The organism is Chryseobacterium indologenes (assembly GCF_001295265.1).
In the GTDB taxonomy this organism is placed as follows: Bacteria; Bacteroidota; Bacteroidia; order Flavobacteriales; family Weeksellaceae; genus Chryseobacterium; species Chryseobacterium indologenes_A.
The window spans coordinates 104,681-126,321 of record NZ_LJOD01000012.1; the positions used below are offsets into that span (position 1 = coordinate 104,681).

The 21,641-nt window shown below is 37.2% G+C and carries 27 protein-coding genes and 3 tRNA genes; 14 read left to right on the top strand and 16 right to left on the bottom strand.

What is annotated here, in order from left to right; genetic code table 11:
- Nucleotides 1-3 precede the first annotated feature (3 nt).
- Nucleotides 4-393, bottom strand: a complete 390-nt coding sequence (locus AOB46_RS16680; RefSeq protein WP_062701443.1) for a VOC family protein — start codon at nucleotides 391-393, stop codon at nucleotides 4-6.
- Between the two features lie 240 nt (nucleotides 394-633).
- Here AOB46_RS16680 and deoD point away from each other — a divergent pair, with 240 nt between their 5' ends.
- Nucleotides 634-1,344 carry a purine-nucleoside phosphorylase gene (gene deoD / locus AOB46_RS16685; RefSeq protein ID WP_062701445.1) on the top strand — a complete coding sequence of 237 codons (711 nt, stop codon included), beginning with the start codon at nucleotides 634-636 and terminating at the stop codon, nucleotides 1,342-1,344.
- Between the two features lie 163 nt (nucleotides 1,345-1,507).
- On the opposite strand, the gene AOB46_RS16690 is transcribed toward deoD, so the two are convergent.
- The 7 genes from AOB46_RS16690 to AOB46_RS16710 form a co-directional block, all read right to left on the bottom strand.
- The gene (locus AOB46_RS16690) at nucleotides 1,508-2,293 is read right to left on the bottom strand and encodes a TatD family hydrolase (RefSeq protein ID WP_062701565.1); all 786 of its coding nucleotides are present in this window, start codon (nucleotides 2,291-2,293) and stop codon (nucleotides 1,508-1,510) included.
- A gap of 118 nt (nucleotides 2,294-2,411) precedes the next feature.
- Nucleotides 2,412-2,484 (bottom strand) — tRNA-Ala (locus tag AOB46_RS23440).
- Nucleotides 2,485-2,487: 3 nt separating this feature from the next.
- Nucleotides 2,488-2,559: transfer RNA gene (locus AOB46_RS16695), tRNA-Gly, on the bottom strand.
- 12 nt (nucleotides 2,560-2,571) lie between these two features.
- Nucleotides 2,572-2,642 (bottom strand) — tRNA-Ser (locus AOB46_RS23445).
- 9 nt (nucleotides 2,643-2,651) lie between these two features.
- Nucleotides 2,652-4,016 (bottom strand): SDR family NAD(P)-dependent oxidoreductase, encoded by a 1,365-nt coding sequence (locus tag AOB46_RS16700; protein WP_062701447.1) that lies wholly within the window; start codon nucleotides 4,014-4,016, stop codon nucleotides 2,652-2,654.
- Between the two features lie 68 nt (nucleotides 4,017-4,084).
- Nucleotides 4,085-4,735 carry a hypothetical protein gene (locus AOB46_RS16705; RefSeq protein ID WP_062701449.1) on the bottom strand — a complete coding sequence of 217 codons (651 nt, stop codon included), beginning with the start codon at nucleotides 4,733-4,735 and terminating at the stop codon, nucleotides 4,085-4,087.
- A 1-nt stretch (nucleotide 4,736) separates the two neighbouring features.
- On the bottom strand, nucleotides 4,737-5,450 hold the full coding sequence (locus AOB46_RS16710; RefSeq protein ID WP_062701450.1) for a DUF434 domain-containing protein: 714 nt from the start codon (nucleotides 5,448-5,450) through the stop codon (nucleotides 4,737-4,739).
- A 167-nt stretch (nucleotides 5,451-5,617) separates the two neighbouring features.
- Between AOB46_RS16710 and AOB46_RS16715 the strand changes: the two genes are divergently transcribed.
- Both AOB46_RS16715 and AOB46_RS23715 read left to right on the top strand, forming a co-directional pair.
- Complete coding sequence (locus tag AOB46_RS16715; RefSeq protein WP_241489233.1) at nucleotides 5,618-6,475, top strand: hypothetical protein; 858 nt, start codon at nucleotides 5,618-5,620, stop codon at nucleotides 6,473-6,475.
- Between the two features lie 138 nt (nucleotides 6,476-6,613).
- Nucleotides 6,614-7,468: a DUF4822 domain-containing protein gene (locus AOB46_RS23715; RefSeq protein WP_206542261.1), complete on the top strand. Its 855-nt coding sequence runs from the start codon at nucleotides 6,614-6,616 to the stop codon at nucleotides 7,466-7,468.
- Between the two features lie 79 nt (nucleotides 7,469-7,547).
- Here AOB46_RS23715 and AOB46_RS16725 read toward each other — a convergent pair whose 3' ends face one another.
- From AOB46_RS16725 to AOB46_RS16735, 3 genes are all read right to left on the bottom strand, one after another.
- A complete protein-coding gene (locus tag AOB46_RS16725) occupies nucleotides 7,548-8,594 on the bottom strand; it encodes an MBL fold metallo-hydrolase (RefSeq protein ID WP_062701452.1) in 1,047 nt (348 codons plus the stop codon).
- A gap of 12 nt (nucleotides 8,595-8,606) precedes the next feature.
- A complete protein-coding gene (locus AOB46_RS16730; RefSeq protein ID WP_062701569.1) occupies nucleotides 8,607-10,187 on the bottom strand; it encodes a Na+/H+ antiporter in 1,581 nt (526 codons plus the stop codon).
- A 232-nt stretch (nucleotides 10,188-10,419) separates the two neighbouring features.
- Nucleotides 10,420-10,863: a hypothetical protein gene (locus AOB46_RS16735; protein ID WP_131724398.1), complete on the bottom strand. Its 444-nt coding sequence runs from the start codon at nucleotides 10,861-10,863 to the stop codon at nucleotides 10,420-10,422.
- Between the two features lie 109 nt (nucleotides 10,864-10,972).
- Between AOB46_RS16735 and AOB46_RS16740 the strand changes: the two genes are divergently transcribed.
- On the top strand, nucleotides 10,973-11,188 hold the full coding sequence (locus AOB46_RS16740) for a hypothetical protein (protein ID WP_131724399.1): 216 nt from the start codon (nucleotides 10,973-10,975) through the stop codon (nucleotides 11,186-11,188).
- 51 nt (nucleotides 11,189-11,239) lie between these two features.
- On the opposite strand, the gene AOB46_RS16745 is transcribed toward AOB46_RS16740, so the two are convergent.
- The 5 genes from AOB46_RS16745 to AOB46_RS16765 form a co-directional block, all read right to left on the bottom strand.
- A complete protein-coding gene (locus tag AOB46_RS16745; protein ID WP_062701457.1) occupies nucleotides 11,240-11,989 on the bottom strand; it encodes a phospholipase D family protein in 750 nt (249 codons plus the stop codon).
- A gap of 143 nt (nucleotides 11,990-12,132) precedes the next feature.
- Entirely contained in the window at nucleotides 12,133-12,897 is a 765-nt protein-coding gene (gene map / locus AOB46_RS16750; protein WP_062701460.1) for a type I methionyl aminopeptidase, read from the bottom strand.
- A 44-nt stretch (nucleotides 12,898-12,941) separates the two neighbouring features.
- On the bottom strand, nucleotides 12,942-13,301 hold the full coding sequence (locus AOB46_RS16755) for a hypothetical protein (protein ID WP_062701462.1): 360 nt from the start codon (nucleotides 13,299-13,301) through the stop codon (nucleotides 12,942-12,944).
- Nucleotides 13,302-13,488: 187 nt separating this feature from the next.
- On the bottom strand, nucleotides 13,489-14,676 hold the full coding sequence (locus AOB46_RS16760) for a hypothetical protein (RefSeq protein WP_131724400.1): 1,188 nt from the start codon (nucleotides 14,674-14,676) through the stop codon (nucleotides 13,489-13,491).
- Nucleotides 14,677-14,698: 22 nt separating this feature from the next.
- Nucleotides 14,699-15,043 carry a hypothetical protein gene (locus AOB46_RS16765; protein WP_131724401.1) on the bottom strand — a complete coding sequence of 115 codons (345 nt, stop codon included), beginning with the start codon at nucleotides 15,041-15,043 and terminating at the stop codon, nucleotides 14,699-14,701.
- 532 nt (nucleotides 15,044-15,575) lie between these two features.
- Between AOB46_RS16765 and AOB46_RS16770 the strand changes: the two genes are divergently transcribed.
- From AOB46_RS16770 to AOB46_RS16805, 10 genes are all read left to right on the top strand, one after another.
- Nucleotides 15,576-16,043, top strand: a complete 468-nt coding sequence (locus AOB46_RS16770; protein ID WP_062701467.1) for a hypothetical protein — start codon at nucleotides 15,576-15,578, stop codon at nucleotides 16,041-16,043.
- Between the two features lie 7 nt (nucleotides 16,044-16,050).
- On the top strand, nucleotides 16,051-16,350 hold the full coding sequence (locus tag AOB46_RS16775; RefSeq protein ID WP_062701469.1) for a SpvB/TcaC N-terminal domain-containing protein: 300 nt from the start codon (nucleotides 16,051-16,053) through the stop codon (nucleotides 16,348-16,350).
- Nucleotides 16,350-17,336, top strand: a complete 987-nt coding sequence (locus AOB46_RS16780; RefSeq protein WP_062701471.1) for a hypothetical protein — start codon at nucleotides 16,350-16,352, stop codon at nucleotides 17,334-17,336. The genes AOB46_RS16775 and AOB46_RS16780 overlap by 1 nt, the downstream gene beginning before the upstream one ends.
- A complete protein-coding gene (locus AOB46_RS16785; protein ID WP_062701473.1) occupies nucleotides 17,333-17,944 on the top strand; it encodes a hypothetical protein in 612 nt (203 codons plus the stop codon). The genes AOB46_RS16780 and AOB46_RS16785 overlap by 4 nt, the downstream gene beginning before the upstream one ends.
- A 92-nt stretch (nucleotides 17,945-18,036) precedes the next feature.
- Nucleotides 18,037-18,171 (top strand): hypothetical protein, encoded by a 135-nt coding sequence (locus tag AOB46_RS23995; RefSeq protein ID WP_262486720.1) that lies wholly within the window; start codon nucleotides 18,037-18,039, stop codon nucleotides 18,169-18,171.
- Nucleotides 18,172-18,197: 26 nt separating this feature from the next.
- On the top strand, nucleotides 18,198-18,707 hold the full coding sequence (locus tag AOB46_RS16790; protein WP_062701475.1) for a hypothetical protein: 510 nt from the start codon (nucleotides 18,198-18,200) through the stop codon (nucleotides 18,705-18,707).
- Nucleotides 18,691-19,206, top strand: a complete 516-nt coding sequence (locus AOB46_RS16795) for a hypothetical protein (RefSeq protein WP_131724402.1) — start codon at nucleotides 18,691-18,693, stop codon at nucleotides 19,204-19,206. Before AOB46_RS16790 ends, AOB46_RS16795 begins: the two co-directional genes overlap by 17 nt.
- A 360-nt stretch (nucleotides 19,207-19,566) precedes the next feature.
- On the top strand, nucleotides 19,567-19,740 hold the full coding sequence (locus AOB46_RS23450) for a hypothetical protein (protein ID WP_157845077.1): 174 nt from the start codon (nucleotides 19,567-19,569) through the stop codon (nucleotides 19,738-19,740).
- 69 nt (nucleotides 19,741-19,809) lie between these two features.
- Complete coding sequence (locus AOB46_RS16800; RefSeq protein ID WP_131724403.1) at nucleotides 19,810-20,892, top strand: hypothetical protein; 1,083 nt, start codon at nucleotides 19,810-19,812, stop codon at nucleotides 20,890-20,892.
- Between the two features lie 19 nt (nucleotides 20,893-20,911).
- Nucleotides 20,912-21,460: a DUF6705 family protein gene (locus AOB46_RS16805; protein ID WP_062701481.1), complete on the top strand. Its 549-nt coding sequence runs from the start codon at nucleotides 20,912-20,914 to the stop codon at nucleotides 21,458-21,460.
- Nucleotides 21,461-21,641: the final 181 nt, after the last annotated feature.

The window sequence follows — 21,641 nt, forward strand, 5'->3', positions numbered from 1 at the left end:
CTCTTATTCGGTTATTTCTATAATATTACCCTCCGGATCAAGAATGACACTTTCATAGTAACCATCTCCTGTTGTACGGGGTTCTCCGGCAATTCTGCATCCGTCTTGTCTCAAGGTTTCCGTAAGCTGATCTACTTTTTCCCGGCTTCCTGTTGAAAAGGCCAGATGTATAATTCCATACTTCTGTGCTTCAAACGAATTTTCATTCTCCTGAATGTCCGGTTTTGTCATCAGCTCAAGACGGCATCCGTTTTCAAAGCTTAAGAAATAAGACTCGAAGCTCTTAACCGGATTATGGTATTTTTCACCGGAAGCTGCCCCGAAATATTTCTGATAAAACATCCTGGATTTTTCAAGCTCTTTTACCCAAATGGCAATATGTTCAATTTTCATTATCTAAATTTTATTTATCATACAAAAGTAGCTGCCGGAATATTGAGGCACCTGCTCTGTATTGTGCTATCGTTGCTCCGGGTTTGCAATGTTATTGTTGTTAATGGTTAATTTTGCTCTGCAGGTCAATGGTGAACTTATAAACGTAAAAAAATTCATAAGCATTGCAGATTGACTATTCACAATTGAGAACACATAATTCACATATTTAGTATCTTTGCCCACATTCAAAATAAAATTATGAGTATTCACATCAGTGCAAAAAAAGGAGAAATTGCTAAAGTAGTATTACAGCCGGGGGATCCGCTTCGTGCACAATATATTGCTGAAAATTATTTGGAAGATGCTAAACTGGTAAGCAAAACAAGAGGAATCTTTTATTATACCGGTCTTTATAAAGGTAAAGAAATCACTGTAGGTGCCAGCGGAATGGGATTCCCCAGCATCGGAATCTATTCGTTTGAGCTGTTTACAGAATATGAGGTAGATACCATCATCCGAATCGGAACCTGCGGAGCTTATACTACGGATCTTAAACTTTTTGATATTTTAAATATCGAAAATGCAGCCAGCGAAAGCACCTATGCCAAATATGCCTGGGAAATTGAAGACGAAATCCTTTCTCATCAGGGAAATATCTTCGGAACGATCAACGAAACGGCTAAAGAACTTTCTCTGGATGCCAAAGCGATCAATGTACACAGCAGCGATATTTTCTACCGAAAAGATCCTAATGTTCCTGCTATCGCAACTAAATACAACTGCCCGGCAGTAGAAATGGAAGCTTTCGGATTATTTGCCAACGCCCGGTATTTAGGGAAAAATGCGGCAACGATTCTTACGGTTACTGATATTATTCCTACTCATGAAAAAATTTCGGCTGATGAAAGGGAAAAAGCCTTGAAGCCTATGATGGAGCTGGCTTTGGAAGCTGCCTGGAAAAGTATTTAAAACCAAAGTCACCTATAAGCGGTTTGCCTCTGATACACCAATTAATGCTAAGCCTGATAACATACCAGCAAAAGATTGGAGTCAACCCCGTTGATTTTATGAAGCTAACGTTTTAGCGATATTACAGAAATAAAAGAGCTTTACTTTACGGTAGGGCTCTTTTTTATATCCTGAAAAAATTCCTGGCTGTTTCTGTTGTTTCATCTGCAACTTCAGCAATGCTGATTTTTTTCCATCGGGCAATGGTCTGCGCAACATAAGGAAGATAAGATGGTTCGTTGCGTCGGTTCTGCGTTCTGGGCATATTTTTCGGGAGCATAAACGGAGCATCTGTTTCAATCATCATGCGATCCAGGGGTGTATAACTTATTACTTCTTCCAGATGGCTGAATCTTTTCTCATCACTTATTGCTCCTGTAAATCCTAAGTAAAAGCCTTTATCCAGATATATTTTCGCTTCTTCCAGAGTTCCCGTAAAACAGTGTACGACCGCTTCCGGTAATTTGGAAAGATACTCATCCGTAATTTCGTTAAACCTTTTAAATGCAGCTCTTTCATGCAGAAAAAGTGGTTTATTGACTTCAATGGCCAATTCAAGCTGGGCTCTGTAACATTTTTCCTGAACGGGTCTTGGAGAAAAGTCCCTGTCGAAATCCAGTCCACACTCTCCTACTGAGATGACATGATCCAGGTTTAATAATTTTCTGAGTTCGGGGATGCCTTCCGAGTTGAAAGATTTAGCGTCGTGAGGATGGATTCCTGCTGTGGAATATAGGATTTCAGGGTAGTCTGCCGCTATTTCTGCGGATTCTCTGCTTCCTCTGACGCTGGTTCCGGTAAGGATCATGTGGTCTACTCCGTTGTCCAGTGCGCGGTTGATGATTTCGTCGTGCTCGTTGTGGAATTGTTTATTGGTCAGGTTAATGCCAATGTCGATGTATGTGTTCATAATATTTTTTTGTTTTTTATTTCTTTTGTCCTGAAGCAAAAGAAAACCGGGACAGAACCGGTAATTTACTCCTTAAGAATACGTTTTTCCGGTTAAACTATTATCTCCGGGTTAAAAGGGAGTACAGCAGGATTTGAACCTGCAACCTCGTCCATGCTGCGGACGTATTCTTCTTGTTGAACTATGTACTCCTGTGAAACGTGCGGGATTTGAACCCGCATCCTCCGGCGAGGAAAGCCAGCGTTCTTCCATTGAACTAACGTTTCGTTTTTTTTTTGTGAGATAAGCAGGATTCGAACCTGCAACTCATCTTAGCAAAATGTGTTTTTCCAGTTATTACTATTATCTCCGTCTGGTTTTACCAGGTATGAATTTTATAATTTTTCAGCAGAACACCGCTAAAGTAATTTCCTTTGATTCCTTCTGCTACCGGATGCAGAATCCTTGCGGCTCCGTCTACGGAATCCAGCGGTGGAATATACCCCTTCTCAAACTGTTTTTTTCTTAAGCTTTCCTTTGCTCCTGTTGAAATCCATCCTACATCCACTGCACTCATATAGATGTGGTCTTTTTCAAATTCTCTTGCGGAAGTGAGGGTCATCATATTCAAAGCAGCTTTTGTCATATTGGTATGCGGATGAAAGACCGTCTTATTTTCATAGCTGAAAATTCCTTCTGATGAAGTAACATTAATGATGAACTTTTCCTTAAACAAAGAGTTTTTCATTAAAGTTTTCAGTTCCTTGATCAGAAAATACGGAGCGATATGATTGATGAGGTTCACTTCTACCAATTCATACATGGAAATTTCTTCCAGTGTGGAATTCCAGCTTGTTTTCTCACGGTTATCTACCGGCTGTCCGAATCGGGTAAGAGCAATCTGTGATTCTTCATTCTCTGCATATTCCAGCTTCGCAATCTCCTTTGAAATTTCCGTCTGGTTTGGAATAAAATTCGGAATATTTTTAAATTCCAGTTCTTTTTCTTTTTCCTTTTTGATGATCGGAAGGTAGTATTCGTCAGGATATTTAATGGTCTGGGCAGCATTATTGATCAATATATCCAACGTATCAAAGTTCGCTCTGTAAAAATCCACGAATTCCTGAATAGCTTTTAAATTTCTAAGGTCTAAACCATATACCCAGAGTCTGTCCTTCCATTCATTATAATCTGCTTCCTGATGCAGAGTTTCCAGTGCCAGTGCAGGAAAACGGGTTGTCAAAACCAGATTGGCCCCATTTCTCAACAGTTTCAATGCGGTGGCAAAACCTACTTTTACTCTTCCTCCGGTAAGAATGGCATTTCTTCCGGTAAGATCGGACGTCTGAAAACGTTTTTCATAGTTTTCTGCGGCACATTTCGGGCACAACCGGGTATAGAAAGAATGAGCGTACTGATAACTCTGATTACAGCAGTAGCAGTTTTTGGGGATCTGAAGTCTCGTTAATTTCGTTTCATCTTTTTCATCATCATAAAAACCGGAAATCCCTGTCAGTGCTTTTTTCATGAGTACAGCTTCTGAACTGACCTCCAGATCATGTGCTTTCATCCGGGAATAGCTTTCCTGACGGCTCTGTTTTTTCGCATTTTTATGAATCTTCGTGATCAGTCCTGAAAACGTTTTGTTATCCGGATTGAGGAAGGGTTCATCCTTCAGGGCATTTAATACCTTGAGACATGCTTCCCATTCGTGTTGTGAAAATTTTTGTTCCGAAAGTTCCATCGCTTCAGTTTTATGTCTGCAAAATTACCTCCTCAGTGCGCAATCTTTTTACGCAGTAAAAATAAACGTTATTCATTGATAAATTTTTCCAGAAATCCAATCAGCTTCCGGCCGCCGTGGCTCCACCGGATACCATGACCTTCTTTTTCCCTGACTTCAAAAACCAGTTCATGCTTGTAATGGAAAAAAACGTTCCACCATGTTCTGTTATCAAGGATGTAAGTGATTTTCTCTATTACTTTTTCCTGTTTCCGGCTGTTGTTTCCTTTGATCTCGCCCCAGAATTCATCATCCATTCTTCCGACATGTTTTTCCCATGCTCTCTGGGCAATGGTTATTTCACTGTTAAAAGGTTGTTGACAGGCTTCAAGCAGTGTTTCTCTAAGTGGAGGAACTGCATCTTCATCACGGATGCTGGCGGAAGTCAGTCGCTGCCCCAGAATATTCAGCCAATGCTCAAACGGAATTTCTTCAAGCTGAGCTGCTTTAACTTCATCGGGAATATTATTCCGGAATATGTTCATGAACAGATCAAAGCTTTCTTTTCTGCTGATTTTTATTTCTTCATTAAAGTATGGAAGTTCCCAGTCTGATATTTTTTCCTGAAAGTTACTGATGTTATTTTCAAGGTTACTGATGTGTTCTTCAGCCAGGATAGCCCGGTATTTTTCTTTCCATAAATCAGAAAATAAAGGAATGTATGGATCAAATAGCTTCATTTTAATACATTTTTACCAGGTTTACCTCCAGTTTTTCTTCTGTGATCAGATAACCAATCAGATTGAACCATGTTTTACAGTGATCCAGAATCCATGCATCTGAAGAAACGGAAATCTCCGCATTATCCACAAGAAACTGATCCGGATTAAATTGCAGTTCAGCCTCCCAGTCCATCTTATTTTCTACAGCAAAATCAAGAACCATCTGTTTGATCCTGCCACTGTTGGAAACGGGCTTATCAAAGATCCATATCAACTTATGTATTTTTGTTTTCTGAAAGAACTGTGCTATGAGTTCCAGTGCTTTCTGCGTCTGATTCACTCTTTTATAGGTGCCATGAACTCCTGAAAGGTCACGGAAGCAGCCGTCTGTTCCTTCAAAAAGGTAAGCACCGGAGAGCAGACTTTCCAGCAGGATCACTACATTGAACCCGTCCAGATACACGGTTTTATCTTTAAGTTCTGCAGCCTGCAACTGTTTATGCTTTCTGTTTTGGATCTGTTCTTCTGATGCAGCAGCACCCCGAAATGCCTGAATCTGCCGGGTTTTAAGTTTATACCGGTTCCCGGCCAATTCGGAAGAGGCTTTTTCAGCGTAGCCTCTGCTTAATAAGTACTGCATATCCTGAACAGCCATTTTTAGTTTAGCAATCTGCTTTTCTGATCCGAACAGGGCATCGTCACCTGTATTTTTTCCACGGTTTCTGTAGTTCATATTCAAAAATAGAATTTTTACAGCAATGATGGAATATCTTCAGAGCGAGATTCTGGTTTTCATTAGTATTATTTTAAGCCATTAAGTTTTTTTAAGGAAACCTTAGCGAAGGAATACAATGATCAGTTTCGGATATTTTGTATTTTTATAGGAAATGCATCTCAGTTATGAAAAGGATTTATTCAATTTCGTTTTTTCTCTTATTATTTTCTTCTGCTCTGTTTATTTTAAGCTGTGAATATAAGGTAAAAGGGAGTGGTTCAGGCTCAAAGGAAGATTCTGAAAAAAGAGTCCTGAAAAATGTGAAGAACTTTGATGAGAATACAAAAACTATTCATGTTCTTGTGGCTTTATGTGATAACAAGTACCAGGGAATTGTACCTGTTCCTGAAAAGATAGGAAACGGGCAGAATCCTGATCAGAATCTGTATTGGGGAGCTGCTTACGGAGTCCGTACTTATTTTAAGAAAAGTAAGGAATGGATACTTTTAAAAACTGAGAAAAAGGATTCCATCAGGATGGAAAGACTGGTATTTCAGAATACTTCTGATAAAAACTATTATCTGGTAGCTGATGCCTATGACGGGCAATATATAGAAAACTGCACCCGGGATTTTTTCTACAGCAATTCCGGACAGATGAAAGACATTGTTAAAATTGATGGAAAACGGATCGGTATCTTTGGGAATGCAAAGATGATTTCTTATGTAGGCCATGACGGGCTGATGGATTTCCAGCTATCGGAATCATTTAAAAACACGGACGGAAAAACCAGAGACTGTATTATTTTAGCCTGTTACAGTAAGAAGTTTTTTTCACCTCAGCTAAAAGATACGCGAGCCAATCCTTTGGTATGGACTACTCACCTGATGGCTCCCGAAGCTTATATCCTGCATGATGCTCTGGCGGGTTATGTAAAAGGAGAATCCGGGGAACAGATCAGAACCCGTGCTGCATCTGCTTATTCCCAATACCAGAAATGCAGTGTTAAGGCGGCCAGGAATCTGCTGGTAAGCGGATGGTAATTTTTGATTCCCCAGTCTCATTCAGAGATCAATAACTCCACTAATTATCAGTGATATTTTTTACAAAAAAAGAGAGGTTTCATACAAAGTTTTGATGTTCATAAAGAGATAAGTTTGTAAAGATTTAAAAATCCAATTATGAATACATTGAAAAAATTATGTTACCTGCTTGCGGCTGTATTTCTTTCAGCTGCTTTTGTATCATGCTCTGATAATGACGAGGTTATCACTGAGCAGATGACTCCCTCACAAACTCTTGCTTCTACTCCATGGGAAACCACAGGAGCTAAAGACAGAAACGGACAATCTGTAGATCTTAATAACGCCAGCGTAAACGGTTATGTAGGTTTTGCTTACTTTAAAAGTGACGGAAGCTTTGTTATTTACGGGCTTAATGACGCCATCAGATCAAGAGGAACATGGTCTGTAGACGCTTTGGGAACCAAGAGAACGATTACGGCATTAAATCCGGATGGAACAACGATTTTCACCCGTGATGTAGAGATCCTTGTTCTTAACCAATATGAATTTACGTACAGAATCCGTCCCAACGCAGCAGATCAATCGATCTATTATGACATTATCCACAACAGGACTTCGCATGCAGAGCCAGCTAACGGGCAGCTTACCCTTGCCTCTACACCTTGGGAAACCACAGGGGCAAAGAACAACAGCGGGCAGCCTGTTGCTTTAACTGATGCAAGTGTAGCCGGATTTGTAGGGTATTCTTATTTCAAAGCCAATGGAACCTATGCTATTTACGGATTAAATGATGCTCCGAGATCCAAAGGAACCTGGTCTATTTCTCCGGACGGAAAGAAGAGAACCATCACCGCGTTGGATAATAACGGAAATGTACTTTTCACCCGTATTGTTGATATTCTTACCCTGAACAGCAATGAGTTTACCTACAGGATTACTCCTGACGCGACCAATCCTTCTGTATACTATGATATCATCCACACCAAAGTAAACCACAATGAACCCCATTAAACCATAGATATTTTTTAAGTTAGTTGATCATGAATGGTAAAGCCTGCTCTGGCAGCAGGCTTTATTTTTTTATCCGGAATTACCAGCAGTTTTCCCACCATTTTTCCCAATTTACTTTTCCAAGCTCATCCAGATCTGTTTTTTCACCAATCATCGGAAGGGTTATTGGCAGGCTGTTTTCTTCTGCATATTTTGAAACCATCTCCAGGGGTTCAAACCATGGATGCTGTGCCAGCTTAAATTTTGAATTATGTACAGGAATAAAGTTGTCTGCCTTCAGCTCTTTTACTTCCTGAATAATCTGTTCGGGCATGCTGTGAATATATGGCCATTTTTCGTTGTACTGTCCACATTCCATAACAGCCAGGTCGAAGGGACCGTATTTTTCTCCGATGTCGGAGAAGTGGTTTCCGTAGCCGCTGTCTCCACCCAGAAAGAGTTTTTTAGACGGAGTTTTTAATACAAAAGAGGTCCACAACGAGATATTGCGGTTCAGCAATCTTCCTGAAAAATGTCTTGCCGGAGTAAATGCAAGGGTAAAGCCTTCTGCAAGGTTTACACTTTCCCACCAGTTTTTCTCAATGATCTTCTCAGAAGGCCATCCCCAGTACTCGAAATGCTGTCCGGTCCCCAATCCGCATAGTATTTTTCCGGTTTTGTCCTTCAGGGCCTGAACGGTTTTATAATCCAGATGATCCCAGTGATCGTGGGAGATCAGTAAAAAGTCTATATCCGGCATATGTTCCGGCTTGTAATAGTCTGCTCCCGGAAATGCCTTTATAGATCCGGGCATTGGAGACGCATTACCGCTAAAGACAGGATCTACCAGAAACTTTTTACCATCAATCTGAATAAAATAGGAACTGTGACCGAACCATACCAATACATTTTCTTCCGGTTTAAGACTTTTAAGGTCTGTTTTGATAAACGGAAGCGGAAATCCCGGAGTGGTATGCTCTACTTTGCACAAACTGTTCAGGAGGGCCTTGGTCATACTTTCGCCTTCCAGCAAAGCAGGTGTAGGAAGTATATTCTGAAATCTTCCGTTGAGATAATTGGGAAGGGTACTGAAATATCCTTTTCTTTTTTCATCGGGAAACTGCCCGAGCTGTTTTACTAAATTCATTGCTGTATTTTTTTACATTCTGAGCCTTTCTTCTTCCAGATCCAGCCTTGTGAGATAATGTCTTATATATTCTTCGTCGATATGGGAATTCCGCCTGTTTTCTTCCCGTAGCCAGATTCTCTGCTGTTCCAGGGTTTCAAAATAAATTTCTTTGGCTTCATCAGAAAGTTTATGGGTAGAATCCTCTTTATCTTCCTGTTCCCAGCGGTCCATCAGCTTATTGAAATATTCGTTTTCACTGCGTCTTTCTTTATAGTTTTCATTGAGGTAGTTTAAGGCTACACGACGCATTCCTTTTCTTAAAAAGTGTTCTGATTCTTCTTCAGACATATAACTGCTTTCAGACTCGGACAGTTTAAGTTTTTTTATCAATGCAGGCAGCGTGAGTCCCTGAACGATTAATGTCATCAGAATAACGACAAACGTTATAAAAAGGATAAGATCACGATGTGGAAAAGGCTGACCGTTTTCCATCATTACCGGAATTGACAGCGCCGCTGCCAAAGAAACTACCCCGCGCATCCCGGTCCAGCCCATGAGTATGGGGGCTTTCATTCCGGGGTCTCTGTCTGCTACGTTGATAAAATTTCTCATAATCAGTGTAATGAATACGGCTCCAAAAGAAGCCAGAAAACGAACTATAATCAGAACTGCTGTCACCAATAATCCGTAACTGACTGCTTCAGACAGACTGATTCCTTCTTTGTTTAAGCCTACCATAATTTCCGGTAAATCCAACCCGATCAGCAGGAATACAATTCCATTGATCAGAAATACGAAGCTTTCCCAGACGTTTGATCCTTTCAGCCTTGATTCTGAAGTACGGAATATTTCATGCCTGCGGACGGAAAGGTATAATCCTCCGCTTACTACCGCCAATACACCGGAAGCATGAACTTCTTCTGCGGCAATATACATAACATAGGGAGCCACCAGGCTTAATATTGCATCCATATTAACATCCGTGGGAAATATTTTTTCGATTTTTAAAAATAAAAATGCCAATACCAATCCTATTCCCAATCCTCCGAATATCATCCAGCCAAAGCTTAAAGCAGCATCCTGCCACACAAATTGTCCTGTAGCTACGGCTACCATTGCAAACCGGAAAATAATTAATGAGGAAGCGTCATTGAACAGGCTTTCTCCTTCCAGAACTGTGGATACATTTTTGGGAACTTTTACAAATTTCAGAATAGCACCGGCACTCACGGCATCGGGTGGAGAAACAATTCCTCCCAAAACAAATCCTAATGCCAGTGAAAACCCTGGAATATAGGAGTTGGCTACAAATGCCACTGATATGGCCGTAAGAAATACCACAATGAAAGCAAAGCTGGTGATGATCCGCCTCAGTTTCCAGATTTCTTTCCATGAAACGGCAAAAGCTGCTTCATACAGCAAGGGTGGCAGGAAAATGATAAAAATAAGTTCAGGGTCAATTTTTAAAACGGGTAATCCCGGAATGAAACTGATCAGAAGTCCGGCAATCACTAAAATGATAGGATAAGCCACTTTCAGCCGGTTGGACAGCATAATTGAACCAATAATGACCAAGACCAGTGCCAGGTAATAAATAAAATTCTCCACCATTGTTTTTAATTTATGCAATTCCGGTCGTTTTCATTTTACAAAACCGGATTTTTTTTAAATAAATATAAGAATTGACAGGAATGTATGGAAGTATTTTTTTATTTACCTTAATAAAATACAGGCTCCTTTTCATTATATCGGGAAAATTCGGGGATACTGAATATGCCTGTTTTCATTGTTTGTTTTAATATGCGGAAAAATTAAGGCAAACAGATCTGTTTTACGGTTTACATCATTTCAGCTGTCCGGAAAAGTACAGAACTGCGAGTAAAAAAATTCCGGAAAATGCCAGTATTCCAAAGAGAATAACGGCAGATAACATTACTAATTTCCGGAATCTGACCGGATCGAACTGAAAGGTCTCCGGATGAATGCAGAATTCGTCATAAATTAACGGGTCCACTTTCAGATCCGGTCTGAAATATCTGGTCCTTTGTATAAAACCGGCTCTCAGGGCTCTTTTGTTTTTGGGGTAATAAGACAGGCCGGGATCGAGGTTGTTAAAATTAATTTTTTCATATCCTTTCTCCGTAAATACAGCAATAACCCGGGTCTTGTTCCAGGTGGCCATCTGTACATCATAGGTATCCTGCAGATTAAGGTTTCTGATCCGGCTGTAAAGCACCTCATCTGTGGTTCCGTCTGCTTTTTCATAGTGAATTCCCTGGTCATCCACCACAATTCTTTTGACTGCGCTTTTTGCGTTTCTTTTTATATGCCGGGATAAAAAAAAGAGTCCGGTTCCCCATATAAGGTAATAAATAATGGTAAATACGATAAAAACAATGGACGATTCAGCAAAAATCAAAGGGAATATGGACAGTATTATCAATAAAGAGAGCAGGAAAGTTCCGGCAAAAATCCTTATCAGCCAGGTTATTGTCCAGTTGGGTCTGGATACCAATACGGGAAATCCTTTTCTTACTTCGTTCTGCATCTGTTCAAGTTACGGAAAATTTCCGAGAAAGTTCAATTTAGGAGAAGCCGGAAGTTCCTTTTAATTCTGTCAATATTAATTATATCCAATTCTTTTTGAGTATCCTCCAATGTATTTAATTAGCGGGTTCAGGATAGAGGTGTTTTCCCCAGGCCTGAATATCCCGCTGCCTGAGCTCTGAATGAAAAAGCTCATTAAATTCCGTAACAATTCTGCCGACCGCATTGGGATCTGTGGTTCTGATCCTTGTTTCATAATTACTTTTGAGTCCGCTACCTGTAAAATTCAGGGATCCCATATAGGCAATCTCATCATCGATGATATAAATTTTACTGTGGATAAAGCTGCCGCTTCCCGAATCGGAAACAAATACTTTAAAAGGAAACAGCTGTCTGTAATGGTAATTGTAGATCCTTTTCGCTTTTATTTTGGTGAGATAAAAGTTTCTGATGAAAAATAAAATTAACAGTGGAAAGAGGCCATATAGTATTTTCAGATCTTTAAGGGAATACAGCAAAACGATCAGTAAAGCTGATGACCCCAGCATGATATAAAGCAGCATTTTTTCCAGACTTATCCAGCTGTTGCGTACAGCCTGCGCATGCTCATCAACTACCCGTTGCTGGATAATCATTTTATGTATATTTTTTTCATATTCACCATAAAAATCTTCAATATTATCCGTTGTGATGAGGTTCACCTGAATACCACGTGACCTTAAAGCAATAAGCTGCCTTACCAGGTGTGCTGATAAGTAAGGAGACACTATTTTTACATTTTTTCTGGCATAGGAAATATCTTCAAGGAGTTTTTTCCCGGCTCCCCGGCCTATATAGATGTCACAATCTGCACCGCTATAATACATAAATCTTCAAATAATGAATTAATATACACATTTTAAAATAAGTCTGGAATGTTTCATGAAGCAATTCTGCTGTATCAGAAGTAATGAGTAAAAAAACACTCACATTTCTGTAAGTGTATGTTTTTTTATTGACAGGAATGAAATCAGTTCAATATTCCATTCATTTCTGTTAAGATTACGGGTTTTCCGTCTGTAATAAGGATGGTATGCTCATGCTGTGCCATGTAACCGCCCTTATTTCCTACCATGGTCCAGCCGTCATTCAGTTCTACAGCAAGATTAGACGCTGTGGAAATGAAGGTTTCAATCGCTACAACAGAATTTTTCTTAAATCTTCTGGAATCAAAACGGTTTTTATAATTCAGCAGTTCATCGGGCTGTTCGTGCAGGCTTCTCCCTACTCCGTGCCCGCCCAGGTTCCTGATGACTTTAAAGCCTCTTTTTCTGGCTTCGGTTTCCATCAGGGCCCCTATTTCTGCTATTTTTACACCGCCTTTTATATTACTGATGGTTTTCTGTAAGATTTCCCTGGAAACATCCACTAATTTCTGATGTCCGTGAATATCTTTTCCCACAACAAAAGAACCGCCATTATCCGCCCAATAGCCATTCAGCTCTGCTGAAACATCAATATTAATCAGGTCGCCTTCTTTCAAAGTTCTTTTATCGGAAGGAATCCCGTGGCAGAATTCATTGTCTACGCTGATGCATGTCCATCCCGGAAATCCATACGTTAAATGCGGTGCTGATTTTGCGCCGAAATCAGAAAGGATTTTTGCCCCGTACTCGTCAAGATCTTTCGTTGTCATCCCGGGCTGGGCATAACTGATCATTTCCCTTAGAGTAAAAGCTACAGCTTCACTCACTTTCTGCATTCCGGTCAATTCGCTTTCGTTGGTTATAGACATAATGTTGGTTTTACAGGTGGGAACGGGTTGTTACCCACTCAGAGCTACAAAGTTAAGGAATTAATCTGTTTTGGGCAGGATTGAGTTGATCCCCCTTCATCTCCATAGTAAGCCTCAACAGCATCATGGATATCTTCTTTCAGAATTTGACTGTCCGGAAATTTGATTAACAGATTTTTCAGGCATTCAATCCATTCTTTATTCTGAAGCTGATAAGAAATTGCTTCAAAGCGCGAAGAGATCCATTCCAGCGTATCAAGGTCAAGTTCATTAAGCGCTTCTATTGCCCCTGATATATCGGAAAGGAGAAGCTCAGCAATGAGATCTTTGTCCGTTGAAACAGTCGGGTCATTCACATGTTTCTTTTTAATGCCCTGAACGATTTCTCTGATTTTTGTTTTCATGGTATTTTTCGGCTAAATTAACCAAAATGTGTTCTGTGTGGTAAATCTTTATGAAATTGAATACAATTACTTTTAAAGAAAAAGACACTCATTGGATATGAGTGCCTGTAGGTCAATTATTCAGAAAATCTATTTGAAAAATCCGGTACTAAGCCGTTATCCCATTTTTTAACTCTGTTTCTGCCTTTTAGAATTTATAGTTAAATCCAATAGAATATACCTGATCGTTTTTAGCATCAAACGGAAGTCTTCCGGCCGCATAGCTTGCATAGAAACCGGAAGTGGTCTGAAGGGCCATTACAAAATAGTTCACAGAACTCAGACCAGCTGCTTTAACGGAAGCAGGAGCGTCTATTTCCTGATAAAAACGGTAATTGGCATTGAAGAAAATATTCTCCTTTTTTATTCTCGAAATAAAGGTTCTGAACCCTGTTTCTATCCTGAATCTCGGAAAGGGGTCCTGATTTCCGGTAAGACTTTCACGGACCAGGTCCTTATTGGGAATCACATAATCGCATCCGATCTGTAAGGTAGGAATGGTTGAACCGTATACTGTAAAAGTTTTGTCTGCTCCTGTAATCAACCTCAGCAAAGCAAAAGGATAATCCAGAATATTGAGTTTTGAGAGCAGGCTTGAATTATCCCAGCCTTTGGCTCCTAAATCAATCATAAGTCCGGGAGTGAACTGGGTTTTTGAAAAATCCTGATTGGATTCGAAAGCAAATTTAGGTGATAAGCCGTAATAAAACTGATCGGAAAGTTTAAGGTTATCTCCGAACTCATCCCATAATTTGAGCGCTTCAGGGCTTTTCATGTCTTTCATCGTCACCAGCTTATCTTCAATTTCGTTCAGCCTGGTAAATACTTCCTCATCATTTTGCCGGATAACACCTCCACTGAAACGGGTATAGCTGTAGTTGACTTTCGTTTCCAGAAAATTATTGGGATTGGCATCTTTGTTAAATGCCACATTACCTTTTGCAGAAAGCCCGAAAGTATGCGAAACTCTATGGCTCCCTTTTTCTATAAATTTGGCATAATCAAAATTGAAATCATAGGTAAAGCCTAAAGAAGTGGTAGCGCTGTCTTTCGACTGAAATGTTTTAAATGCGATATTCAGGTCATTAAGGAATTTAAATTTATTATTCTCGCTGATGTAGCTTTGCTTAATAAAGTTCTGCCACAAAGCATTATAGAGTTCCGGATCTTTGATGATTCCGTTAAGGATGGTTTTAATGTCTTCTTCACTTTTGTTATTAGCTTTTAAGACTGCAACCAAATTATTAATCTGCTTCTCCGACACCTGCTGGGCATTCAGAAAACCTCCTGTGAGACTGAGAATTAATATAATCAGATTTAAATATAGCTTTCTCATAATCATTGGTTTTTTAATTATTTTATTCTCCCCAGAACCGGTAAGCTTCATCCACAGCTTTGGCCAGATCTTTTACCATTTTTGTATCGTCTGTAAGAACTTTAACCATACTGTTTATGGCTTTTGTCCTCGTCATTTTGTCTTCATATTTTGCTCCCCGGCCGACTCTGAACACATTGTCCAGCTGATCTGCAATCATTTTAGCATCCAGCTTCCTGAGCTCTGCGCTTGCCAACGGATTGTAATAGGTAAGATCACTCATCACCAGATCTCCACTGTCATTAAAATTGGTGGACAACTGTTTCATAATATAAAAGGTAGACCACAAAGTGGTACATGCTCTGTTGTTAGGTGACCAGTCTGCCATAAGATTAAGTTTTTAGGTATTAGTGTTGTATAGTTGGGTCAAATGGGTATCAATGCTAATACTCCTGATTGAGTATTACTGAAAGTTCGTTCCTGGTTGCCTGCAACCGTCTCTGTTTAATTCTTTAATCAAATGTAAGCAGTTTATAAGGAATTTGAAATACCCTGTTTGGGTAATTTGTTGAGGGCTTCTTTAACTAAGAAGACTACGATTACGTATCCATAAATATCAATCTTTATATAACTACTAGGCAAAACCATTCTTTTCTTTGAAGCGAAAAAGATATTCATTTTTGATTTTGTGTTAAGTAAAATGCTCAGAAAAAGATTTATAAAATCCCGATATAAAATATGGGTTTTTACATTGTGAATACAATAAAAAATAATAAGTTTATACTCTAAAAACAACAAAAAAATGATATAAAAAAATCATCAACCTTAATCTTACTAATTAATGTACAGATTGGGATTAATTCAATAATCTCGAAAAAAAATCAATACTTATTATCAAAATACATTTAAAAACATTACTTATGAGAAAAAAAATGTTTTCCCTATTTTCTTTAATGATAGGGTTTCTGGGATTTTCCCAGACAGAAGTCTACTTCAAATATGATGAAGCGGGCAATCAAAAATATCGGGGTCCTGACAGCAGTGCAAAGCAATCTCCTGAAGCTTTACGGAAAACAGAGTCCCAAGTGGTTTCTTTAACACAGTCCCAGGTTATGGATGAAAAAACATTCTGGAAACAGGTACGCCTGTATCCGGTTCCGGTTAATGATTTCTTAACCATTGACTGGACAGAAGAGGCAGACGGACTGATAACCTCTGTTTCATTATACCAGCACAGCACGATTCACTGGAAATTCCAGCAGCAGAATGTACCTGATCTTAACAGACAGATTAAAATTAATATGTCAGGCTATGACTGGGGAGTGTATGTTTTACGCTTCACTTTAAAGGACGGAAGGGTCTTCAGTAAAAACATCACTAAAAGATAATACAGCTATGGAATTATATAACAGAAAGGTGAAAATAATTTCATCTGCTATACTATTATGTATATCGATTTTAGGTTTTTCACAAACCCCAGTAGCACAAAACTTCCACGATACCAAAGGAAATGCTGAAGTAACTCCAGCCGGACAGCTTCAGTATACTCTGCCTATTGACCTTCCTCCCGGAGTTAAAAATATAGCGCCGGAGGTCAGCCTTATTTACACAAGTGGTGGGCAAAATGGACTTGCTGGTTACGGATGGAATATTTCACAACGAATACCCAAAACTACAATAAATACGGGTATGTAATGAATAATCCTATAATGTATAATGATCCTGACGGGGAATTCTGGGCATGGTTTGCGGGTGCTATTGTAGGAAGTTATTTAAGCGGTGTTAATGCTAATAAAGGACAATGGAACCCTGTAAAATGGGATTGGCAGGATACATGGAGCGCTGTACTGGGTGGAGCCATAGGCGGAGCGGCCATTTCAGGATCTCTGGGAAATATAGTGAACAACACAGGAGCCATTAAAAGCTTCCTGCCGGGAATTGTATCCGGAGGGTTAAACTCTGCATTTAATGGGTCTAATTTCTTGGGTGGAGCCATTGGTGGAATTTCATATTCAGGTAATTTATATAGTAATAAGATTACTTCAACAGATATGGGCTCTACCGGATACAGCTACAGTATCAATGAAATGATTGTTGATGATTCGAATACTTTGAATGAAGCAACTGAAGCCGAGTTCAGCATTAATACAGTACTCAAAGTAGAAAATGATCACTATAAAGGTCAATTTATCCGTGGCGCCTGGCATCTCGTAGATCAGACAAGTGATTTAAGCCCTTATCTACGAAGCCAAGGGTATTCATATGGTGGTAATAGTAATAGAGATCTTTTAGTGAGGGGAGATAGTAAAATTTGGGGATTAACTGAAGTGGTCACTCATAAAGAAACTATTGTTTGGCAAAGGATATATTTACCAAAAGGGGCATTTATAAGTTTAGAACAATTAGATTTGACAATTGGGCATGAAGTATTTCATTCTATACTAAATAATGCACGACTTTTTGATGACTATACACTAGATGGTGTGAATCGTAAGCACACAGTTCATGAATATTACACTTCAAGATGGGAAGAACAATATGTAAGATTCAGAGGATGGCAAAAATTGAATTTAAATATGGCGCCATATAATAATGGTGTTTTGGGGGTTAAAAATTTAGAAACATTAATGAATAAAATAAAGCCTATATTTAAGAATTATCTAAAAAGTACATTAAAATGAAAAAAATTATAATTTTATTAGGACTTTTATTTCTAAGTTGTAAGCAACAACCAAAAGATATTTTTAGTTTAAAATATATAAAGAGTGATAATGAAATAACTCTTTATTTTGAAAATAATACTAAGGAAGATATTATATTTCTAACACCCAATACTTTGGAGTTTGGTGATAAAAATTTTAAGAGTCTAACTTCTGAAGATGGTATAATAAAAGTTTATGCACTATTAAAGCCTGATCAATCTTCAAAATTTTATCAAAACAAACTGGATAGCATTTGGAAGGGTTATCTGATAGAAACTGGTTTTAAAGATTTTATTAACGACATAAGACCTGGTGATGGTAATTCAGTATTATATTTAAAAAAAATGGGAAAATTAAGCATAAGATATGATTTAATTATCAAACAATCTGCACCATTAAATAAATATTCTTCAAAATTTAAACAGAACTATTATCCATATGATAAAGTATTAAAAGGAGATTTTCATGATAGTGAGTATTTACGAAGATTTTCAAAGCTAAATTTTGGTAAGGCTAAATTTGTAGTACAACCTGTAATTGAGGACAGCTTGTTCTTAAATATTTCTGATAAAGATGCCAATAAATAAGGGCTCTATTGAAGTTTTATCAAGAAGAAAAATTGAACCTTTAAATAGATTTCAAAACAAAAGTAGGAGTATTCCTACTTTTGTTTTGAAAAATGGAATTGAAAAATCATGAAGTCATTTTAGGAACATTAGAAAATATAGTGAACAACGCAGGTGCCATTAAAAGCTTCCTGCCGGGAATTGTATCCGAAGGGTTGAACTCTGCATTTAATGGTCTAATTTCTTAAGCGGGGCCATTGGTAGACTATCTTATATGGAGAATTTATTTCAAAATAAAATAACTTCAACAGACCTCATGTTTTCAGAGTATAGTTATTCTATTCCCTCAAACTATTATACACTTGATAATGAATCATCTAGTATTAATAAAAGCAAGATCAAATATCCTAGATATTACAAAGTATTAACTAAACTGCAAAGTTTTATATCAGATAATAGTATTGTTGTACAAGCATTTATGGATAATACTGATAAGTGGAACGTTGGAGGTAAAACAAGTGCATATTCACCATTTAACATCACAATTAATAAACTTAGAGTTATGACCTTGGAAAAATTAACAGTAAAAACAGCTATTAATGCATATTCTTTTGCATTAGGTATAACCACTTTACATGAACTTGTACATTATGCAAGGTTCAAAAAAGGATTAGATAATTATAATTATGAATATGGAAATGCTTTTGAAAAACAAGCAACTGGTATATTTTGGCCTTATGATGAAAATTTATTTAAAACAAATATGTATGATTGGAAATATTAAATATTTATTGTTCTTTTTACTTTGTTTTTCTTGTCAAAATAGAGAAAAAAAGACAGCCTTAGGTAACGAATTAATTTCAGAAAATTTACCCATATTATTAGATAATTTAGATTATTTTAAAACAATAGATAATCCTGTTGTAGGAGTTTACCAATTTGTGGGTGAAATTAAACAAGATCAGAGCATTGTTATTAAAAAATTCCAGGAAAAATACAACCTAAGTAATGAAAAAATATTAAACAGCTCTATAAAACTGGAAAAAATACAAAAAAAAATTAACAATTATTCCGTTTTTCTGGATACAGATAATAGCTTTAAAAAACGAAAAGACACAATAAAAGTATCTTTTGTTAATTTTATTATTAGTAAAAATAATCAATATGCCTCCATAGAAGTTGTGAAATCTTTAGGTAATGGAGCAAAATTTGAAATCTATTATTTTAAACAGGTGAATGGCAAATGGATATTTGATGGAAAACAACTTATAGCTGTAGGTTAAAATGGAGTTAACTTACTAAAATTGAATTCCTAATAAAAAAACTCATAATATCAATATTTTGTTCAAAAATAACAAAATACCGATGATATTGAAAGGAAATTTCTTTTTACGTTTACAAAAACATATTTCACACACTATAGATAATTAAGGATTTTAAGGTTTGAAATATGATATGACATGCTTTGTCGCTGTGCTTTGATAGCTTTGCATTACAGACAAAACAGAATAATAACATTTAAAAACAAGACTTATGAAAAAACATTATTTATCAGGCTAAAAATGGTATTAAAAAAAACAATACTCACTTTACAGTGAAAATCAAAATTTTAATTAAATTTAACAACTAAAAACAACCAATCAATGAGAAAAAAGAATATTCTTAGACTGTCCTTTCTAACAGTCCTTTTAGCCTTACTGTGGTCGTGCCGCAGTGAAGATTTCCTTCCGCAGGAAAGTTCGGTTCAATTATCTACCGAAAACCTTAGCTCATCAAAATATGTTTCCCGAAGCTTATGGAAAGAAGATGAAGTATAAATCAGAAAAGTACAGGAAGTTTTCCTGAAGCATGCCAATCTGGAACGTTTTAACATTACCTATGGTGAATTGAACTGGAATTATGCCATGTCTTATGGGCAGTTTGGTGAAAAATACCTACTGGTTCCCATTGTAAAAAAAGATAAGGTTATTCTCTTGATGGAAGCGGTAAGAAAAGGGAATAGGCTATATTTCTACGAAAAGAACGATGCTGATCTTTTAACCTTCTTCCAACATGCATTATATTCCAATATCATCAGCCACAGCGAAGTGATAGACGGCAACACGGCTGCTAAAGCAAAATACGTATGCTCTACAAGAACCATAGTCATAGGCTGTCTGAATGGACAAACAGACTGCGAACCAGTAAGCTATTCTAATATGGTCTGTGATTGGCAAGAAGACAGCGGCGGAGGTGTTCCTCCTAAAAGTTTTCCTCCTTTGGGTGATCCGTTTGGAGGCGGTGGTGGAGGCGGAGGAGATGATGGATATGAATATCCTGATCCGCCGGAGGAAAAAAATCCGTGTGCAAAAATGCAAGCTCAGAATTCTAATCAAGCTTTTAAGGATAAAATTTCTGAACTAGATAAAAAAGAAGTATTTGATAAAACCGAAGAAACAGGTTTTGCAGCGGCATATGGACCACAAACAACCTATGAATCTTTAGCAAACACCGCAAATGATAACCTTATATTTCCACCGGGTAATAAATATTTTGGTTATATTCATACTCATCTTGATAGTAAAGATGGAGTTATTAAGATATTTTCACCTGCTGATGTTTTTACATTTCTAACAACCTGTGTCAGAAATTCTCAATTAAATGGTACTATTACGGATGCCTATGGTATGGTTATTACTTCACAGGGAAATTATATTTTAAAATATTCTGGGGATAGTAATTATGGTATTGGACCGAATATAAAAGCTCAATGGCAAACCTGGTACAATAGAGAATATTCAAATCTTATAGAAAATAGTGGAGGATTAAATCAATCTGATGTAGAAAAACTTTTCACTAAATTTTTAAAAGAAAAAGTTAATATAAATGGTTTAGAAGTTTATAAGAGTGATAAGGTCACAGGTAGTACAACTAAACTAGAATATAACGGAAAAGATAATCCAGTAAAATCAACACCTTGCCCTAATTAACATATTAAATTTAAAGATTATGAAAAACTTATTTTTTATTATATTTTTATGTGCTTTTATTTCTTGTAAAGCACAAACTTATCCATTAAGAACGTTTACTGAGATTCCTCCAAATGCCTATTTAAAAGATACCAATAATGAACTTCAAAGTTATGTAGGTACATGGAAAGGAGTATTTAATAATAAAACAGTTTATATTACAATCAAAAAAAATATTTATATATATGATGATGTATTAAAATATTATAAAGATAACTTAATTGCGAAATTTAAAGTGTTAGATAGTAGTAATAATATTCTCTTTGATAATACAACCTTAAGCGATGATAAAGCAAAAATATGGGGTGGTAAATTTAGAAAAATAGATGATAAATATTCTCTGGTATATGTTGATGCTGATCTCTGTAATACTTCAGGAAATGTCATTATCAACTTTACGGATTCTTCCCAAACACAGCTTAATTGGAAACTTAATCTAGGAAGCAATATGATTACAACAGATTGTCCGTATTATAATACAGGTATTCCGGAGGCTTTACCCAAAGAAATTATTCTTACAAAGCAATAATTAATCCTTAAAGAGACTGTCAAAAAAAATTAGACAGTCTCTTTAAATATAAATCTTGATTAGTAGTCCTGAATCTTAACCAACTTAAATTTATGAATATTACTGCAAATCATTTTGTGGTAATATTTTTCTATACTATTCCTTAATTTATCAGATCACATTGTTGGGAAAATGTTGGAAA

Bases quoted from the DNA above. Each gene is read 5' to 3' on its own strand.
- AOB46_RS16680 (WP_062701443.1), bottom strand. From the start codon at position 393: ATGAAAATTGAACATATTGCCATTTGGGTAAAAGAGCTTGAAAAATCC.
- deoD (WP_062701445.1), top strand. From the start codon at position 634: ATGAGTATTCACATCAGTGCAAAAAAAGGAGAAATTGCTAAAGTAGTA.
- AOB46_RS16690 (WP_062701565.1), bottom strand. From the start codon at position 2,293: ATGAACACATACATCGACATTGGCATTAACCTGACCAATAAACAATTC.
- AOB46_RS16700 (WP_062701447.1), bottom strand. From the start codon at position 4,016: ATGGAACTTTCGGAACAAAAATTTTCACAACACGAATGGGAAGCATGT.
- AOB46_RS16705 (WP_062701449.1), bottom strand. From the start codon at position 4,735: ATGAAGCTATTTGATCCATACATTCCTTTATTTTCTGATTTATGGAAA.
- AOB46_RS16710 (WP_062701450.1), bottom strand. From the start codon at position 5,450: ATGAACTACAGAAACCGTGGAAAAAATACAGGTGACGATGCCCTGTTC.
- AOB46_RS16715 (WP_241489233.1), top strand. From the start codon at position 5,618: ATGAAAAGGATTTATTCAATTTCGTTTTTTCTCTTATTATTTTCTTCT.
- AOB46_RS23715 (WP_206542261.1), top strand. From the start codon at position 6,614: ATGAATACATTGAAAAAATTATGTTACCTGCTTGCGGCTGTATTTCTT.
- AOB46_RS16725 (WP_062701452.1), bottom strand. From the start codon at position 8,594: ATGAATTTAGTAAAACAGCTCGGGCAGTTTCCCGATGAAAAAAGAAAA.
- AOB46_RS16730 (WP_062701569.1), bottom strand. From the start codon at position 10,187: ATGGTGGAGAATTTTATTTATTACCTGGCACTGGTCTTGGTCATTATT.
- AOB46_RS16740 (WP_131724399.1), top strand. From the start codon at position 10,973: ATGGACGATTCAGCAAAAATCAAAGGGAATATGGACAGTATTATCAAT.
- AOB46_RS16745 (WP_062701457.1), bottom strand. From the start codon at position 11,989: ATGTATTATAGCGGTGCAGATTGTGACATCTATATAGGCCGGGGAGCC.
- map (WP_062701460.1), bottom strand. From the start codon at position 12,897: ATGTCTATAACCAACGAAAGCGAATTGACCGGAATGCAGAAAGTGAGT.
- AOB46_RS16755 (WP_062701462.1), bottom strand. From the start codon at position 13,301: ATGAAAACAAAAATCAGAGAAATCGTTCAGGGCATTAAAAAGAAACAT.
- AOB46_RS16760 (WP_131724400.1), bottom strand. From the start codon at position 14,676: ATGAGAAAGCTATATTTAAATCTGATTATATTAATTCTCAGTCTCACA.
- AOB46_RS16765 (WP_131724401.1), bottom strand. From the start codon at position 15,043: ATGGCAGACTGGTCACCTAACAACAGAGCATGTACCACTTTGTGGTCT.
- AOB46_RS16770 (WP_062701467.1), top strand. From the start codon at position 15,576: ATGAGAAAAAAAATGTTTTCCCTATTTTCTTTAATGATAGGGTTTCTG.
- AOB46_RS16775 (WP_062701469.1), top strand. From the start codon at position 16,051: ATGGAATTATATAACAGAAAGGTGAAAATAATTTCATCTGCTATACTA.
- AOB46_RS16780 (WP_062701471.1), top strand. From the start codon at position 16,350: ATGAATAATCCTATAATGTATAATGATCCTGACGGGGAATTCTGGGCA.
- AOB46_RS16785 (WP_062701473.1), top strand. From the start codon at position 17,333: ATGAAAAAAATTATAATTTTATTAGGACTTTTATTTCTAAGTTGTAAG.
- AOB46_RS23995 (WP_262486720.1), top strand. From the start codon at position 18,037: ATGGAATTGAAAAATCATGAAGTCATTTTAGGAACATTAGAAAATATA.
- AOB46_RS16790 (WP_062701475.1), top strand. From the start codon at position 18,198: ATGGAGAATTTATTTCAAAATAAAATAACTTCAACAGACCTCATGTTT.
- AOB46_RS16795 (WP_131724402.1), top strand. From the start codon at position 18,691: ATGATTGGAAATATTAAATATTTATTGTTCTTTTTACTTTGTTTTTCT.
- AOB46_RS23450 (WP_157845077.1), top strand. From the start codon at position 19,567: ATGAGAAAAAAGAATATTCTTAGACTGTCCTTTCTAACAGTCCTTTTA.
- AOB46_RS16805 (WP_062701481.1), top strand. From the start codon at position 20,912: ATGAAAAACTTATTTTTTATTATATTTTTATGTGCTTTTATTTCTTGT.